This is a genomic window from Pseudomonas sp. P116 (genome assembly GCF_020149425.1).
GTDB classification, from domain to species: domain Bacteria; phylum Pseudomonadota; class Gammaproteobacteria; order Pseudomonadales; family Pseudomonadaceae; genus Aquipseudomonas; species Aquipseudomonas anatoliensis.
Map to the genome: position 1 here is coordinate 407002 of NZ_JACVHB010000002.1, position 16242 is coordinate 423243.

16 protein-coding genes are annotated in these 16242 nt (G+C 60.2%); 10 read left to right on the forward strand and 6 right to left on the reverse strand.

Annotated elements, in window-relative coordinates:
• Positions 1-92: 92 nt before the first annotated feature.
• Complete coding sequence (gene ppnN / locus ICA15_RS08195; RefSeq protein ID WP_042559566.1) at positions 93-1466, forward strand: nucleotide 5'-monophosphate nucleosidase PpnN; 1374 nt, start codon at positions 93-95, stop codon at positions 1464-1466.
• 210 nt (positions 1467-1676) lie between these two features.
• Here the strand turns inward: ppnN and ICA15_RS08200 are convergent, their stop codons facing one another.
• Together ICA15_RS08200 and ICA15_RS08205 are read right to left on the reverse strand one after the other, a co-directional pair.
• On the reverse strand, positions 1677-3071 hold the full coding sequence (locus ICA15_RS08200; protein WP_210552950.1) for an FAD/NAD(P)-binding protein: 1395 nt from the start codon (positions 3069-3071) through the stop codon (positions 1677-1679).
• A complete protein-coding gene (locus ICA15_RS08205; protein WP_210552951.1) occupies positions 3072-3635 on the reverse strand; it encodes a helix-turn-helix domain-containing protein in 564 nt (187 codons plus the stop codon). It lies immediately after the preceding gene.
• Between the two features lie 85 nt (positions 3636-3720).
• Between ICA15_RS08205 and ICA15_RS08210 the strand changes: the two genes are divergently transcribed.
• The 7 genes from ICA15_RS08210 to ICA15_RS08240 all read left to right on the forward strand — a co-directional run bounded on the left by ICA15_RS08210 (position 3721) and on the right by ICA15_RS08240 (position 10935).
• A complete protein-coding gene (locus tag ICA15_RS08210; protein ID WP_210552952.1) occupies positions 3721-4659 on the forward strand; it encodes a DMT family transporter in 939 nt (312 codons plus the stop codon).
• A gap of 218 nt (positions 4660-4877) precedes the next feature.
• Complete coding sequence (locus ICA15_RS08215) at positions 4878-7796, forward strand: monovalent cation/H+ antiporter subunit A (RefSeq protein WP_210552953.1); 2919 nt, start codon at positions 4878-4880, stop codon at positions 7794-7796.
• Positions 7796-8140, forward strand: a complete 345-nt coding sequence (locus ICA15_RS08220) for a Na+/H+ antiporter subunit C (RefSeq protein WP_016775082.1) — start codon at positions 7796-7798, stop codon at positions 8138-8140. The genes ICA15_RS08215 and ICA15_RS08220 overlap by 1 nt, the downstream gene beginning before the upstream one ends.
• Positions 8137-9816 (forward strand): monovalent cation/H+ antiporter subunit D, encoded by a 1680-nt coding sequence (locus ICA15_RS08225; protein WP_150615350.1) that lies wholly within the window; start codon positions 8137-8139, stop codon positions 9814-9816. The genes ICA15_RS08220 and ICA15_RS08225 overlap by 4 nt, the downstream gene beginning before the upstream one ends.
• A complete protein-coding gene (locus ICA15_RS08230; protein WP_150615349.1) occupies positions 9813-10301 on the forward strand; it encodes a Na+/H+ antiporter subunit E in 489 nt (162 codons plus the stop codon). Before ICA15_RS08225 ends, ICA15_RS08230 begins: the two co-directional genes overlap by 4 nt.
• Complete coding sequence (locus ICA15_RS08235; RefSeq protein ID WP_150602808.1) at positions 10298-10576, forward strand: K+/H+ antiporter subunit F; 279 nt, start codon at positions 10298-10300, stop codon at positions 10574-10576. The genes ICA15_RS08230 and ICA15_RS08235 overlap by 4 nt, the downstream gene beginning before the upstream one ends.
• Positions 10573-10935, forward strand: coding sequence for a Na+/H+ antiporter subunit G (locus tag ICA15_RS08240; protein WP_064587971.1), 363 nt, complete (start codon positions 10573-10575; stop codon positions 10933-10935). Before ICA15_RS08235 ends, ICA15_RS08240 begins: the two co-directional genes overlap by 4 nt.
• A gap of 83 nt (positions 10936-11018) precedes the next feature.
• Here ICA15_RS08240 and ICA15_RS08245 read toward each other — a convergent pair whose 3' ends face one another.
• Positions 11019-11459 carry a DUF3995 domain-containing protein gene (locus ICA15_RS08245; protein WP_150602809.1) on the reverse strand — a complete coding sequence of 147 codons (441 nt, stop codon included), beginning with the start codon at positions 11457-11459 and terminating at the stop codon, positions 11019-11021.
• Positions 11460-11552: 93 nt separating this feature from the next.
• Here ICA15_RS08245 and ICA15_RS08250 point away from each other — a divergent pair, with 93 nt between their 5' ends.
• Positions 11553-11942: a DUF2946 domain-containing protein gene (locus ICA15_RS08250; RefSeq protein ID WP_210552954.1), complete on the forward strand. Its 390-nt coding sequence runs from the start codon at positions 11553-11555 to the stop codon at positions 11940-11942.
• 92 nt (positions 11943-12034) lie between these two features.
• Positions 12035-14167: a TonB-dependent receptor gene (locus ICA15_RS08255; protein ID WP_210552955.1), complete on the forward strand. Its 2133-nt coding sequence runs from the start codon at positions 12035-12037 to the stop codon at positions 14165-14167.
• A gap of 220 nt (positions 14168-14387) precedes the next feature.
• Here ICA15_RS08255 and ICA15_RS08260 read toward each other — a convergent pair whose 3' ends face one another.
• The 3 genes from ICA15_RS08260 to ICA15_RS08270 all read right to left on the reverse strand — a co-directional run bounded on the left by ICA15_RS08260 (position 14388) and on the right by ICA15_RS08270 (position 16208).
• The gene (locus tag ICA15_RS08260) at positions 14388-15404 is read right to left on the reverse strand and encodes an ABC transporter substrate-binding protein (RefSeq protein WP_210552956.1); all 1017 of its coding nucleotides are present in this window, start codon (positions 15402-15404) and stop codon (positions 14388-14390) included.
• A gap of 127 nt (positions 15405-15531) precedes the next feature.
• Positions 15532-15729, reverse strand: a complete 198-nt coding sequence (locus tag ICA15_RS08265; RefSeq protein WP_210552957.1) for a hypothetical protein — start codon at positions 15727-15729, stop codon at positions 15532-15534.
• A gap of 8 nt (positions 15730-15737) precedes the next feature.
• Positions 15738-16208 (reverse strand): hypothetical protein, encoded by a 471-nt coding sequence (locus ICA15_RS08270; RefSeq protein WP_318010472.1) that lies wholly within the window; start codon positions 16206-16208, stop codon positions 15738-15740.
• Positions 16209-16242 lie beyond the last annotated feature (34 nt).

A 16242-nucleotide genomic window follows, 5' to 3' on the forward strand; every position in this document is an offset into this window, starting at 1 on the left:
TAGCGCAGATCGTGCCATCTTCATTCATGGATACACACTATTCGGATGCCATCCGCCTGGTTTTGGGATGACATCGTTTTAAGGATCATTGCATGACCCAACGACACGTAATCAATGCTTCGGTCAGCCCCAAAGGCAGCCTGGAAACCCTTTCTCAACGTGAAGTGCAGCAACTGAGCGAAGCCGGATCCGGCAGCACCTACACCCTGTTCCGCCAGTGCGCCCTGGCCATCCTCAACACCGGCGCTCATGTCGATAATGCCAAGACCATTCTTGAAGCCTACAAGGACTTCGAAATACGCATTCACCAGCAGGATCGCGGTGTGCGCCTCGAGCTGCTGAACGCTCCGGCCGATGCCTTCGTCGATGGCGAAATGATCGCCAGCACCCGGGAAATGCTGTTCAGCGCCCTGCGTGACATCGTCTACACCGAAAACGAACTCGACAGCCAACGCATCGATCTCAGCACTTCCCAAGGCATCAGCGACTACGTCTTTCATCTGCTGCGCAACGCCCGCACCCTGCGCCCGGGTGTCGAGCCGAAAATCGTCGTGTGCTGGGGCGGTCACTCGATCAACACCGAAGAATACAAATACACCAAGAAAGTCGGCCACGAACTGGGCCTGCGCAGCCTCGACATCTGCACCGGCTGCGGCCCCGGCGTGATGAAGGGCCCGATGAAAGGCGCGACCATCGCCCACGCCAAACAGCGTATTCACGGCGGTCGCTACCTCGGTCTGACCGAGCCGGGCATCATCGCTGCCGAAGCGCCAAACCCGATCGTCAATGAGCTGGTGATCCTGCCGGACATCGAAAAACGTCTGGAAGCGTTCGTGCGTGTCGGCCACGGCATCATCATCTTCCCGGGCGGTGCCGGTACGGCGGAAGAGTTCCTCTATCTGCTGGGCATCCTCATGCATCCGGACAACGAAGGCCTGCCGTTCCCGGTCATCCTGACCGGGCCGAAACATGCTGCGCCGTATCTGGAGCAGCTCGACGCGTTCGTCATCGCGACCCTCGGTGAAGCGGCCAAGCAGCACTACGAAATCATCATCGACGACCCGACTGAAGTCGCGCGCCAGATGACCCAGGGCCTGAAAGCCGTGAAGCAGTTCCGCCGCGAGCGTAACGACGCGTTCCACTTCAACTGGCTGCTGAAGATCGATGAGGGTTTCCAGCGTCCGTTCGATCCGACCCACGAAAACATGGCCAACCTGAAACTGCACCGCGACCAGCCACCGCATGAACTCGCGGCCAACCTGCGCCGGGCGTTCTCAGGGATCGTGGCGGGTAACGTCAAAGACAAGGGCATTCGCCTGATCGAGGAACACGGCCCTTACCAGATCCGCGGTGACGCCGCGATCATGCAACCGCTCGACGCACTGCTCAAAGCCTTCGTCGCCCAGCACCGGATGAAACTGCCGGGCGGCGCGGCGTATGTGCCGTGCTATCGAGTGGTGGCGTAAGGTTCAGCCACACAAGCCCCCTGTAGGAGCTGCGGCACGCTGCGATCTTTTGATCTTGTTTTCAAAGGTCAAAATCAAAAGATCGCAGCGTGCCGCAGCTCCTACAGGAATTTGTGTTGGGCAAAGATCTTGTGCTCAACGCAAGACCCTGTGGGAGCTGGCTTGCCAGCGATGACGGCCGAACGTACACCCTCAACCCCGCAGGCCCTCTCAATCCGTCAACCGCGCCGCCAGCGCCTTCGCCTGCAGCGCCACATCCGTCACCGCCGTACTCTCCCACCACATCCCGCGCAACGGCGGGCCCATTGCGAACAAGCGACTCGCTGCTTGCCCGTGTTCGTCCACAACACCTCCGTCAGTCGCTGCCGCTATCCCTAACGCCAACGGCCCCGGTAGTATCAATCCCCGCGCCAACAATTGCTGTGGCAACGGTCGCGCCACTCGACGCCAGTCATATTCGATACCGCTGGAGTTGATCAGCGCGGCGCCATGTAGCACGCAGGTTTGCGCTTCACCCCGCGGACGAATGCGAATACTCACACCACTCTGCGCGCAAGGTTCAAGCCCTTTGAACGAAGCCGCGTGAATCCGCAACCGCCCTTCGCTTTGCAGACGCTCGACCAACTGCGCACTCAGCGGTGGCGAACGGTGGTGATGGCTTTCCCACCAAGGCCGCACATGACGTACGAATTGTCGACGCTGCACATCAGTTGCCTGGCTCCACAGTCGGCCGATGTGTGCTCGCACCGTGTCCAGCGGCGCTTGCCAGTCGATGCCTTGTGCGATGGCGTCGCGGCAATGCCGTCGCAGCTCGCGCAATAACTGTCGGGGGGAACGAATGCCATGGTCTTCAGCAAGGAAATCCACCCACGCCGGCGGTTGCCGACGCACATGGGGCAGCAAGCCGTGACGGGAAAACACTTCGATAGGCCCACGATGCCCGGCCTGTTCCAGCGAAACCACCGCATCGACCATGGTCAGGCCGGAACCAATGATCAGCACGCTCGATTGCGCATCGAGCTGACGCATGGCCGCGACATCCCACGGATCCAGCGCGGCAGCGTTTAGACCGCTGGATTGCTTCTGCGGCGTGCGTGCGGCGGGGAACATGCCGGTTGCGAGCACTGCGTACGCGCCGTGCAATTGCTGGCCATTGTTCAAGGTGAGCTGCACCGAATCCTTATTGATTTGCAGGTCGACGGCTTCTGCGCAGATGTGCTCGACGGTCGATCCCATCTGCGCACCAACATTGCGTGCTTCGGCTAAACGCTGCTGCACATAAACGCCGAACAATCCGCGGGGCGGGAACAGTTCACTGACCGGCACCTGCTGTTCGGCAGACTCGGGCCAGCCACCCGCAGCAATGTGCTCGGCCAACCATTGCGTCAAATCATCCGGGTTATCCGGATCGACGCTCATCCGCGCCGCGTTGCCATTGAGCGTGTGGCCCAACTCGACTGCACTGTAGGCCTCGCCACGGCCGAGTTCCGCGCGCGGCTCGATGACCAGAATCCTGCGCTGGCCTGGCCGACGCAACAACTGCACCGCCAGCATCGTGCCGCTGAGGCCACCGCCAATGATCAGAATGTCTGCGTGCTGGTTCATTCAAATCACCACATTGCGCACAAACCGCGCCGCCACATCCCCATCATTGCGATAAGCGTGGGGCTGATTACTGGCAAACATGAAGAACTCCCCCGTGCTGATCTGCTGCGCATGATCGCCGAGCATCAAGGTCAGGCAACCCTCGAACACATAAATCTGTTCACTCCAGCCATCGGCGTCCGGTTGCGACGGATAGACCTCGCCCGGTTGCAGGCACCATTCCCATTGCTCGACTTCGCGGGTTGCGGTGGCTTTCGACAGCAACACGGCTTTGCTGCCGGGGATGCTCCCGGCCCACGCCACTTCGTTGATACGGCTCGGATCGCGCGCGTCGGGGGCCTGGATCAAATCGCTGAAGGCAACGTCGAGTGCTTCGGCGACGCGGTCGAGGGTGGTCAGGCTGACGTTCTTTTCGCCCGCCTCGATCGCCACCAACATCCGCCGACTCACTCCGGATTTTTCCGCCAGCGCGGTCTGGCTCATGTCGGCAGCGTGCCGCAAGCGCCGAACGTTCTGGCTGACGTGTTGCAGGACGGAGGCGCGTTGGCTGGAATCTTTGTGCACTATATTGCTCACTCGGTGGGGTTGGGCAGTATACTGCGCAACATTTGGCGCATTGTGCGTCGCTCTTTCTCCCGCGCGCAAGGACATGACGTCAGTGAATCGCCCCGACACCTCCCCTCGTTTCTCCCGCTTCAGCAAGGCCGAGTGCGTGCTGGTGCTGATCACCATGATCTGGGGCGGCACCTTTTTGCTGGTGCAGCATGCGATGACCGTCAGCGGCCCGATGTTCTTCGTCGGCCTGCGCTTTGCCGCCGCAGCTGCCATCGTCGCGCTTTTTTCGTGGCGGCACCTGAGTGAGCTGACTCTGTTCGAACTCAAGGCAGGCGCCTTCATTGGCGTCGCAATCATGCTCGGTTACGGCTTGCAGACGGTCGGGTTGCAGACGATTGCGAGCAGTCAGTCGGCGTTTATTACCGCGCTGTATGTGCCATTCGTGCCGCTGCTGCAATGGCTGGTGCTGGGGCGACGACCGGGGTTGATGCCGAGCATTGGCATCATGCTGGCGTTTACCGGATTGATGCTGTTGTCGGGGCCGTCCGGAGCCTCGCTGAATTTCAGCCCCGGTGAAATCGCCACACTGATCAGCGCCGTAGCCATTGCCGCCGAAATCATTCTGATCAGCACCTACGCCGGCCAGGTGGATGTGCGCCGGGTGACCGTGGTGCAACTGGCAACCACATCGGTGTTGTCATTTTTGATGGTGGTGCCGACTGGCGAAGCGCTTCCGGACTTTTCCTGGCTGCTGCTCGCAACGGCTTTGGGCCTGGGCGCGGCGAGTGCGGCCATTCAGGTGGCAATGAACTGGGCGCAGAAGAGTGTTTCACCGACTCGGGCGACACTGATCTATGCCGGTGAGCCGGTATGGGCCGGGATTGTCGGGCGGCTAGCTGGCGAGCGCTTGCCGGCGATTGCTCTGGTGGGCGCAGGGTTGATCGTGGCGGCGGTGATCGTCAGTGAGTTGAAGACCAAGGCTAAGCATTCGGAGGAAGTGCTGGAGGATTTTGACCGCGAGACTGAGCGCTGAGGATCTTGAAGATCAAAAGATCGCAGCCTTCGGCAGCTCCTACGTTGGAATGCGTTTTCCTGTAGGAGCTGCCGCAGGCTGCGATCTTTTTTCGCCCATGAAACAACGCCAAACACAAATATCCAGACTACTTTGTAGGATTCTGAGACATCCTGGCGTTTGGTGATCGGGGAGCTGGCACGTATGATGCTTCACAAACTTCCGCAGATTAGAAGCCTATGTCCCTGATAGTTCTACTGCTTCTGCCATTCATTGGCAGCTGTCTGGCAGCGGTGCTGCCACACAATGCGCGTAATACCGAATCCCTGTTGGCAGGCCTGGTCGCTTTGATCGGCGTCGTCCAGGTGGCGTTGTTGTACCCGCAGATTGCCCATGGCGGCGTCATTCGCGAAGAATTCATGTGGTTACCCAGTCTCGGGCTGAACTTCGTTCTGCGCATGGACGGTTTCGCCTGGCTGTTCTCGATACTGGTCCTCGGGATCGGCTCACTCGTCTCTTTATATGCCCGCTACTACATGTCGCCAAACGACCCGGTGCCGCGATTCTTCGCATTTTTCCTGGCGTTCATGGGCGCCATGCTTGGCCTGGTGATCTCCGGCAACCTCATCCAGATCGTGTTTTTCTGGGAGCTGACCAGCCTCTTCTCTTTCCTGCTGATCGGTTACTGGCACCACCGCTCCGATGCCCGCCGTGGCGCCTACATGGCGCTGATGGTCACCGGGGCCGGCGGACTATGCCTGCTGGCGGGGGTCATGATCCTCGGCCATGTCGTCGGCAGCTACGACCTTGACAAGGTCCTGGCCGCCGGCGATCTGATTCGTGCACATGCCCTCTACCCAATCCTGTTACCCCTCATTCTCATCGGCGCCTTGAGCAAAAGCGCGCAATTCCCCTTCCACTTCTGGCTGCCCCACGCAATGGCGGCGCCCACGCCCGTCTCGGCGTATCTGCACTCGGCGACCATGGTCAAGGCCGGGGTTTTCCTGCTCGCACGCCTGTGGCCATCGCTGTCTGGCAGTGAGGAATGGTTCTACATCGTCAGCGGCGCTGGCGCGTGTACGCTGTTGCTCGGCGCGTACTGCGCAATGTTCCAGAACGACCTCAAAGGTCTGCTCGCCTACTCGACCATCAGCCATCTGGGCTTGATCACGTTGCTGCTGGGCCTGAACAGTCCGCTGGCCGCCGTCGCAGCGGTATTCCATATCCTCAACCACGCCACGTTCAAGGCCTCATTGTTCATGGCTGCGGGAATCATCGACCACGAAAGCGGCACCCGCGACATCCGCAAGCTCAGCGGTCTGATCAAGCTGATTCCGTTTACCGCAACGCTGGCGATGGTTGCCAGCGCCTCGATGGCCGGCGTGCCACTGCTAAACGGCTTCCTGTCGAAAGAGATGTTCTTCGCCGAAACCGTGTTCATCAATGCCACGGCGTGGGTCGAAGCCGCGCTGCCGATTGTCGCAACCATTGCCGGTACATTCAGCGTCGCCTATTCCCTGCGTTTTACCGTCGATGTGTTCTTCGGCCCACCCGCCACCGACCTGCCCCACACCCCGCACGAGCCGCCGCGCTGGATGCGTGCACCGGTCGAGTTGCTGGTGTTTACCTGCCTGATCGTAGGGATTTTCCCGGCACAAGTGGTCGGCCCGCTGCTCGCCGCTGCCGCGCAACCCGTAGTGGGTGGCACCTTGCCGGAATACAGCCTGGCAATCTGGCACGGTCTGAACGCTCCGATGATCATGAGCCTGATCGCCATGTCCGGCGGCATCGTGCTTTACCTGTTGCTGCGTAATCAGTTCAGACACGGCCGCTTCAAATACCCGCCACTGGTGGGACGCTTCAACGGCAAGCGCCTGTTCGAGCGCAGCCTTGTGGTGATGATGCGGATGGCCCGGCGCGTGGAACGCCGACTCGGCACCCGACGCCTGCAAATGCAATTGTTCCTGGTGGTGTTGGCGGCGGTGCTCGCCGGGTTGATCCCGATGCTGCACAGCAGCCTGAGCTGGGGTGACCGGCCGAAGATTCCGGGCTCGATCGTTTTCGTGACCCTGTGGCTGCTGGCGATTGCCTGTGCCCTCGGCGCCGCGTGGCAGGCCAAGTATCACCGTCTCGCTGCCCTGACCATGGTCAGCGTCTGCGGCTTGATGACCTGCGTGACCTTCGTCTGGTTCTCCGCACCGGATCTGGCATTGACGCAGTTGGCTGTGGAAGTGGTCACCACCGTGCTGATACTGCTCGGTCTGCGCTGGCTGCCACGACGGATCGAAGAGGTCTCGCCACTGCCGAGCACCCTGCGCAAGGCACGTATCCGCCGTCTGCGCGACTTGATGCTGTCGATTGCGGTCGGCGCCGGCATGGCGCTGCTTTCCTACGCAATGCTCACGCGGCAGACGCCGAATGACATTTCCTCGTTCTACCTCAGTCGCGCCCTGCCTGAGGGCGGTGGCAGCAATGTGGTCAACGTGATGCTGGTGGACTTCCGTGGTTTCGACACCCTGGGTGAAATCACCGTGCTGGTCGCTGTAGCGCTGACTGTGTTCGCCCTGCTACGCCGCTTCCGCCCACCGAAAGAAAGCCTGCAACTGCCGGCCCAGCAGCGCTTGCTGGCACCGGACGTGGTCACCGACCTGGTCAACCCGCGCTCGGCCAGCGACACCGCGCTCGGCTTCATGATGGTGCCGGCGGTGCTGGTGCGTCTGCTGTTGCCGATTGCGCTGGTGGTGTCGTTCTACCTGTTCATGCGCGGACACAATCAGCCGGGCGGCGGGTTTGTCGCCGGGCTGGTGATGTCGGTGGCGTTCATCCTGCAATACATGGTCGCCGGTACGCAGTGGGTAGAGGCACAAATGAGTCTGCGGCCACTGCGCTGGATGGGCACGGGGTTGCTCTTCGCCACCGCCACCGGGCTTGGTGCGATGGTGGCCGGGTATCCGTTCCTCACCACTCACACCTGGCATTTCTCCTTGCCGCTACTGGGTGACATCCATATCGCCAGCGCGTTGTTCTTCGACATTGGCGTGTACGGCGTGGTGGTTGGCTCGACGCTATTGATCCTCACCGCTCTCGCCCACCAATCGGTGCGTGGTCACAAGAACGCGTCCCTGCCCAAGGCCGTCGCCAGCAAAGGAGCCGTCTGATGGAAGAAGTCATCGCAATCGCCATTGGCATTCTCGCCGCTTCCGGCGTCTGGCTGATCCTGCGCCCACGTACATTCCAGGTGGTCATGGGCCTGTGCCTGCTGTCCTACGCAGTCAACCTGTTCATCTTCAGCATGGGCAGCCTGTTCATCGGCAAGGAGCCGGTGATCAAGGACGGCGTGACCCAGGACTTGCTGCACTACACCGACCCGCTGCCGCAGGCGCTGGTACTGACCGCGATCGTCATCAGCTTCGCCATGACCGCGTTGTTCCTCGTCGTTCTGCTCGCCTCGCGTGGCCTGACCGGCACCGACCACGTCGACGGCCGGGAGCCTAAAGAATGATGGCAATGACTCACCTGATCGCCGCACCGATTCTGCTACCCCTGCTGACCGCCGCGATCATGCTGATGCTCGGCGAGCGGCACCGGCCGCTGAAGGCGAAAATCAACCTGTTCTCCAGCCTCCTCGGCCTGTTCATTTCGGTGATGCTGCTGCAATGGACGCAAACCACCGGCGTGCCGGGCTCGATCGGCGTATACCTGCCGGGCAACTGGCAGGCGCCGTTCGGCATCGTGCTGGTGGTTGATCGCCTGTCGGCGCTGATGCTGGTGCTGACCGGAGTCATCGGCGTGAGCGCCCTGCTCTTCGCGATGGCGCGTTGGGACGGCGCGGGATCGAGCTTCCACGCGTTGTTCCAGATCCAGTTGATGGGTTTGTATGGCGCGTTCCTGACCGCTGACCTGTTCAACCTGTTCGTGTTCTTTGAAGTGCTGCTGGCCGCCTCTTATGGCCTGTTGCTGCATGGCTCGGGCCGGGCACGGGTTTCGTCGGGGCTGCATTACATTTCGATCAATCTGCTCGCCTCGTCGCTGTTTCTGATCGGCGCGGCGTTGATCTACGGCGTCACCGGCACCCTGAACATGGCCGATCTGGCGCTGAAAATTCCGCTGGTTCCGGAAGCCGACCAAGGCTTGCTGCACGCCGGCGCAGGCATTCTCGCGGTAGCGTTCCTGGCCAAGGCCGGCATGTGGCCGCTGAACTTCTGGCTGGTGCCGGCCTACTCTTCGGCCAGCGCACCGGTAGCGGCGATGTTCGCGATCATGACCAAGGTCGGCGTCTACACCCTGCTGCGCCTGTGGACGCTGCTGTTCTCGGCTCAGGCCGGAGCCTCGGCGTTCTTCGGTGGTGACTGGCTGATTTACGGCGGCATGGTGACCATGGCCTGCGCAGCGCTGGCGATTCTTGCCGCGCAACGCCTTGAGCGCATGGCCAGCCTGAGCATTCTGGTGTCGGCGGGGATTCTGCTGTCGGCCGTCGGCTTCGCGCAGCCGAACCTGATCGGTGCGGCGTTGTTTTATCTGGTCAGTTCGACGCTGGCGTTGAGTGCGCTGTTCCTGCTCGCCGAGTTGATTGAGCGTTCGCGCTCGGCCAACGAAATCCCACTGGAAGACGAAAGCGAATTGCTGCCGCGACCACAGGAATCCCTGCAACCGCCCAAAGGCATCAACCTCGACGACGAACAGAAAGCCGTGGTCGGTCAGGTCATCCCGTGGACCATGGCGTTTCTCGGCTTGAGCTTTATCGCCTGCGCCCTGTTGATCATCGGCATGCCACCGCTGTCCGGTTTCATCGGCAAACTCAACCTGATCAGCGCGTTACTCAATCCGCTGGGATTGGGCACCGCCGCGCCGATTTCCAACGCGGCGTGGGCGTTGCTGGCGCTGTTGATCCTGTCCGGGCTGGCAGCATTGATGGCGTTCTCGCGTCTTGGCATCCAGCGCTTCTGGACGCCAGAAGAGCGCCCGTCACCGCTGCTGCGCAAACTCGAATGCGCGCCGATTTTCCTGCTGCTGGGGCTGAGCATCGTCCTGACCTTCAAGGCCGAGCCGCTGCTGCGTTACACCCAGGCCACGGCTGATGCTTTGAATAATCCGCAGCAGTACGTCAATGCCGTGCTCGGCACTCGCGCCGTACCGAGCCCGGAAAGCAAGGCAGCCCTGCTGGAGGTGCAGCCATGAAGCGCGTATTTCCGGCACCGTTGCTGTCCATTGCTCTGTGCGTCCTGTGGTTGACGCTGAACCTGTCGATCAGTCCGGGCAACCTGCTACTCGGCGCGATACTCGGATTCGCTGCGCCGTTGATGATGCGCAAATTGCGTCCCAAGCAAGTGCGTATCCGCCGTCCATGGACAATCGTGCGGCTGTTCCTCCTGGTTGGTCGTGATGTGGTGACGTCCAACTTGATCGTGGCATGGGGCGTACTCAACGCTGGTCGCCGCCCGCCTCGTTCGCGCTTTATCAAAGTGCCGCTGGATCTGCGTGACGCTCACGGCCTCGCGGCACTGTCGATGATCTGCACGGTAGTGCCCGGCACGGTGTGGTCAGAACTGGCGCTGGATCGCAGCATTCTGCTGATACACGTTTGGGATCTGGATGACGAAGCGCAATTCATCGAGCACTTCAAGAGCACTTACGAGCGGCCGCTGATGGAGATTTTCGAATGAGCCCATTACTGTCGAACGCGATCCTGCTGACGCTGTTTCTATTCTGTCTGGCCATGGTGCTGACCCTGATCCGCCTGTTCAAAGGGCCATCGGCGCAAGACCGGGTACTGGCGCTGGACTATCTGTACATCGTTGCGATGCTGATGATGCTGACCCTGGGCATTCGCTATTCCAGTGACACTTACTTTGAGGCGGCGCTGCTGATCGCGCTGTTCGGCTTCGTCGGTTCGTTTGCCCTGGCGAAATTCCTGCTGCGTGGCGAGGTCATCGAATGAACGCGGAACTGTCTCTTTGGGTTGAGATTCCAGTGGCGATCCTGCTGGTGCTCAGCGGCGTGTTTGCCTTGATCGGCGCAATCGGGTTGTTGCGGATGAAGGACTACTTCCAGCGCATGCACCCTCCGGCCCTCGCGTCGACACTGGGAGCGTGGTGTGTGGCGCTGGCCTCGATCATTTGCTTTTCAGCGCTGAAGTCCGGGCCGGTGCTGCATGCCTGGCTGATCCCGATTTTATTGGCGATCACGGTACCGGTGACCACGTTACTACTGGCGCGCGCGGCGTTGTTCCGCAAACGCATGGCCGGGGATGATGTGCCGGCCGAAGTCAGCAGCCGACGAACAGAAAGCGGTAGCTAATCCGTTAAAAGACACAGTCCGCGGCAAACGCATTCCCCTGTAGGAGCTGCCGCAGGCTGCGATCTTTTGATCTGGCCTTCACCTCAAACCCAAGCCACCGCCAGCAACCCGCCCCCCAACACCGCACACAACGGCGAATAAACCCACGTATCCAGCCGCGCAAAACGTGAACCCTTCACTTCCTTGAAAAACCCCACCAGATGCGAATCACCAATCGCCCGGGCAAACATCAGCAGCGCAATCACACTGATCACCCACTGCAACGCCTTGTGATGTACCGGCGCCACGCCCCACCCGACCCGCAGACACACCAGCGCGGCAATCGCCAATAAAACAACCGCCACCACCAAGGTAATCCAGCCCGACGGTTTGAATGCCGGTCGCAACGTCGCGACCAAGCCTTCCTCCGGAACTTGCGGAACGGCCGCCACCGCCGCCCATTGCCCACCCAACGCCCAATACACATGCACCAGGCTGATCACCGCAAACACTGTCACCAGCCATTGAGCCAACACAAAGGTCATGGTTGAAATCCTTGAAAGGGATTTGAACAAATCATCCTAGTCGCATTTTTTTCAAGTGCACGACCGATCAGCGGTACGGTAAAGTGCCGCCCCATGAAATTCTCCCGTTCCGATCGATCACTGCTGGCCTGGATGCTCTATTGCTGCGTCCTGTTCAACGTGTTCGCCTGCAGCATCGGTCACGGGCAAATGGTCGGCATGCAGCTCAACGGCATCGGCGGCCAGTTCTGTACAGTCGACCCGGCGACTCAAGCGCCGCAGGCCTCCAATCCCGGCGAAGAACAACTGCCGACGCTGTCCAAAGCCTTCGGCTGTCCGCTGTGCTCTGTCGGTGGCGGCATGGGCCCGGCGTTCAACTCCAGCCTGACCCTGGCGATCCTTCCAGAACAACACAGCCCGCCGCTGGCGCCCATCGCCAGCGCCGACCTCCCTGCCCGCCTTACCTGGCCATCGGCCAACCCACGCGCCCCACCGCTCGCCTGAGTGTTCCTGCCTTTTTGATTTGTCAGCCCACTGCGCCAACGCGCGGCGTTTGCCTGTGCGCTGACTCCTAGACATGCATTCAGGATTCAATGATGAAACAACTCACTTTGCTGGCGAGCCTGTGCGGCTGCCTGTCCGTTAACGTCTGGGCGCAATCCACCGTGGAACTGGCGCCAATCACCATTGATGGCGAATCCGGCAGCGAACCGGGCCTGAGCCTCGACCAGTCCAGCGGCATGGCTTCGCGGCTCGGCTTGAGCCTGCGCGAGACACCCGCCTCGGTGGCCATCGCCAATCGCAACGACATCGAGCGCCACGGCGCGCAGAACTTCCAGGACGCCGCCAACACCCTGCCCGGCGTCAATGCCAGCGCACCGCCAGGCTTCGGCGGATTCGTCTCCTACCGCGGCTTCACCAGCAGCCAGATCACCCAGATGTTCAACGGCATCAACGTTTCCGGCGGCCTCGCCCGCCCTGTCGATGCGTGGATCTATGACCGGGTGGAGTTGGTCGGCGGCCCGTCGTCGCTGATCAATGGCGCAGGCTCGGTCGGCGGCTCGTTGAACTACGTGACCAAACTGGCGACCCGCGATGAACAGGCTGTTGAAGGCCGGGTCAGTTACGGCACCTACGACACCAGCGAAACCGCGTTCGGCCTCAACCATGCGCTGACCGATCCAGGCAGCGAGGTGCAGCACTACGCGCGCCTGGACGTCAGCCACAACACCAGCAATGGCTACATCGACCGACAGGAGCGCGATGCCTGGAGCGTGGCGTTTTCGTTACTCAGCGATCTCACACCAAACCTGTCGCATACCCTGGCCCTGGAGTATCAGGACGAGCATGAAGACAGTCCCTACTGGGGCACGCCGGTACTCAACCCCAAGGCCGGCGAGTTGAAGATCGATAAACACAACCGCTTCAACAACTACAACGTCGAGGACGGCCGCTACGAACAGCGGACAATCTGGGTGCGGTCGATCATCGACTACCGGATCAACGACACCACCACCCTGCGCAACACGCTGTATCACCTCGACAGCCAACGCGATTACCGCAATCTCGAAACCTACCAATACAACGCCGACAACTCGGCAGTGAATCGTTCGACGGCGTATCAGGTGCGGCACCAAGGCGAGCAGAACGGCAACCAGTTCGAACTGCGCCACGACAACACTTTGTTGGGACTTGATACGACGTGGTCCGGCGGTTTCGAGTACAAGGTCAACCAAACCACCAACTCGCCGCTCAACATAAAAGGCGCGAGCACGGTAAACCCGAACCACTATCGTCCTGGGTATTTCTACGACATTCCCGGCACCAACCCCGAGCTGATCAGTGACAAGACCAACGAGGTCACCACCAAAGCGCTGTTCTTGGAAAACCGCTTGGCGTTGACCGACAAACTGTCGCTGCTCACCGGTCTGCGTTATGACGACATCGATCTCGACGTGACCAACCACCGCGTCGTGACCGCCGCCAATCCCAGGCACCTCAAGCGCAGTTGGGAGCCTGTCACGGGGCGTGCGGGCCTGACTTACCAGTTCACCCCTTCGGCCAACGTCTACGCGCAATACAGCACCGCGGCCGAGCAACCCAATGGCACGCAGGACTTCGACGTATCGACCGGCAAGCAATGGGAAATCGGCAGCAAGTTCGACTACCTGAACGGGCGAGGCTCAGCGACTGTGGCGGCTTACACGATTGAGCGAAAAGACTTCGCCGTCACCGATCCACTCGACCCGACCAGCAGTATTCCTGTGGGTCAGCAGACGTCAAAAGGCATCGGGATTGCCAGCTCCTTGCGCATTACAGACAGACTGCTGGCCGAGGGCAATTTCGCCTGGGTTGACGCGCGGTACGATGACTTCACCGAAAAAAACGCCGCGGGTGCCGTGGTATCGCGCAAGGGCAACACGCCCACCAATGTCCCGGACCGGGTTGGCAATCTCTGGCTGACTTATGATTTTTCGCCGCAATGGCAAGGTGGGGTCGATGCGCGATACGTCGCATCGGTGTTTGCCGACAGCGCCAACACGATGACCGTGCCGTCGTACACGCTGTTCGGCAGCTTCCTCAGTTACAAGGTCGATTCGCACACCACTGTCACCGGTCGGGTGCGTAACTTGACGAATGAAGTGTATGCCGAGTTTGCGCATGTATCGCCGGCGTATTACCTGGGTACACCGCGTACCTTCGAGTTGGCCGTACAAACCAGGTTCTAACCGAAAACGCTACTCACTGTAGGAGCTGCCGCAGGCTGCGATCTTTTGACTGTGTCCTTTCAAAGGCCAGATCAAAAGATCGCAGCCTGCGGCAGCTCCTACAGAATCAGCATCAGCATCAGCATCAGCATCAGCATCAGCATCAGATCAGGATCAGGATCAGGATCAGGATCAGGATCAGGATCAGGATCAGGATCAGGATCAGGATCAGGATCAGGATTTATTGCAGGCTGGCCGAAACCTTATCCGACACATCCTTCGGCAACCACGCCTGCCACACATCCGGATGGGCCTTCATGAACGCTTCAGCCGCCTGACGCGGGGCGGTGTGCTTCTCGCTCATGTCGGCCAACGCCTTGTTCAGCGCATCAATCGGGAAATCGACTTTGCTGAAGAATTCGGCAATCTGCGGATACTGCTTCTGGAACGGCGTAGAAACCCCAATCGACAGTTTCGACGCCAGCGAACGGGTCGGTTTCGGGTTGGGATTATCGGCGTCAGTCAACGTCTTCCAGGCCTCGGCATCAAACGGCGGCTCTTCCAGCTGCACCAGTTTGAACTTGCCCAGCAACGGCGTCGGCGACCAGTAATAGAACAGCACCGGCTTACCCCGACGAATGGAAGAACTGATCTCGGCGTCGAGCGCAGCACCCGAGCCGCTGCGGAAATTGGTGAAGTCGTCCTGCAAACCGTAAGCCGTGAGTTTCTGCTTGTTGACCACTTCTGAAGTCCAGCCAATCGGGCTGTTGAGGAAACGCCCCTTGCTCGGATTTTCCGGGTCCTTGAACACGTCCTTGTATTTTTTCAGATCACTGACACTGCGCAAGTCCGGTGCCAGCGGCTTGATGCCCTTGGCCGGGTCACCCTTGATCACGTATTCCGGCACCCACCAGCCTTCGGTGGCGCCCTTGACCGTATCGCCCAGGCTCACGACCTTGCCTTCAGCCTCGGCCTTGACCCACACCGGGCTACGCCCGGCCCACTCTTCGCCTATGACCTGAATGTCATTGTTGGCCAGCGCGGTTTCCAGCGTAATGGTAGTGCCGGGCAAGGTGTCGGTTGGCAATCCGTAGCCCTTCTCGACGATGATCCGCAAGACATCGGTGATAAGGCTGCCGCTTTCCCAATTCAGGTCGGCGAAATGGATCGGCGCCTGTGCCGCCATCGTCGATTGAGCTGACGTCAGCAAGCCGAATGTCGCCACGCTGGCGGCCAATAACCGTCGAAATCCGTTCATGCATTGCACCTCGTGCTGTTCACAGCAATGGCAGGATGGCCTGACAGAAGACCGCAAGCCTCTGAATACTCAGTCAACTGACTGTAGACGAGGTTCCTGCTTTTTCAGGGCTTGGCCCCAGACGAGGTTAGCTTTCAGACTTTTCCTGCAAGCTTTGCAGCTCGCGTCTGACCATGCTGGCGTACTCCGCTGGACGCAACGCATAGATCTGCGAGGCCACCCATCCCAGCCACGCGCCTTGCAGCTCGGCCTTCAGCGCGAACAATCGCCCGGCCTCATCTCGCGCCTTGTCGATGTTCTGCGAATGAAAATCGGCACGACTCAAACCGCCAATCACTCGCTGGCCTTGAAGGTCACCAGTTCGCCCTTGCGCCATTTCGCGGCTTTGCCAGTGACGGCTTTCAGGGTCTTGGTCAGGCCTTCCTGCAATTGCTCATTGGCGGCGAACACGGTCACCACGCTGTGACCTTCCTTGAACAGGATCGCATGGCCATCAGCGCTATCAACGAAGGCGTAATCGCCAAGCCCATAAACCGTGAGTTTAATTTCACGAAAGCGGATATCCAGCTTGCCACCTTCACGGCTGGGCAAGACTGCTGCACTGAAGTGATCGCCGACCTTGAGCTTGAGCCCCGGCTTGTCATCGACCACCAAGGCACTTTCAGTGTCGATCTCGGCAACGTAAATGCCTTCTGCGCCTTGCTCGGTGATGTAAACAAAACGCGATTGGAACAGCTTGACCAGCTTTGCACGCAAATCACCCAGCACGAACAAAGCATGCATATCGAGATTACTGACTGCCAAAGAAACATCCCCACATCTGAAAAACCGCACACGG

Coding starts and splice junctions, on each gene's coding strand:
- ppnN (WP_042559566.1), top strand. CDS start 93: ATGACCCAACGACACGTAATCAATGCTTCGGTCAGCCCCAAAGGCAGC.
- ICA15_RS08200 (WP_210552950.1), bottom strand. CDS start 3,071: ATGAACCAGCACGCAGACATTCTGATCATTGGCGGTGGCCTCAGCGGC.
- ICA15_RS08210 (WP_210552952.1), top strand. CDS start 3,721: ATGACGTCAGTGAATCGCCCCGACACCTCCCCTCGTTTCTCCCGCTTC.
- ICA15_RS08215 (WP_210552953.1), top strand. CDS start 4,878: ATGTCCCTGATAGTTCTACTGCTTCTGCCATTCATTGGCAGCTGTCTG.
- ICA15_RS08220 (WP_016775082.1), top strand. CDS start 7,796: ATGGAAGAAGTCATCGCAATCGCCATTGGCATTCTCGCCGCTTCCGGC.
- ICA15_RS08225 (WP_150615350.1), top strand. CDS start 8,137: ATGATGGCAATGACTCACCTGATCGCCGCACCGATTCTGCTACCCCTG.
- ICA15_RS08230 (WP_150615349.1), top strand. CDS start 9,813: ATGAAGCGCGTATTTCCGGCACCGTTGCTGTCCATTGCTCTGTGCGTC.
- ICA15_RS08235 (WP_150602808.1), top strand. CDS start 10,298: ATGAGCCCATTACTGTCGAACGCGATCCTGCTGACGCTGTTTCTATTC.
- ICA15_RS08240 (WP_064587971.1), top strand. CDS start 10,573: ATGAACGCGGAACTGTCTCTTTGGGTTGAGATTCCAGTGGCGATCCTG.
- ICA15_RS08245 (WP_150602809.1), bottom strand. CDS start 11,459: ATGACCTTTGTGTTGGCTCAATGGCTGGTGACAGTGTTTGCGGTGATC.
- ICA15_RS08250 (WP_210552954.1), top strand. CDS start 11,553: ATGAAATTCTCCCGTTCCGATCGATCACTGCTGGCCTGGATGCTCTAT.
- ICA15_RS08255 (WP_210552955.1), top strand. CDS start 12,035: ATGAAACAACTCACTTTGCTGGCGAGCCTGTGCGGCTGCCTGTCCGTT.
- ICA15_RS08260 (WP_210552956.1), bottom strand. CDS start 15,404: ATGAACGGATTTCGACGGTTATTGGCCGCCAGCGTGGCGACATTCGGC.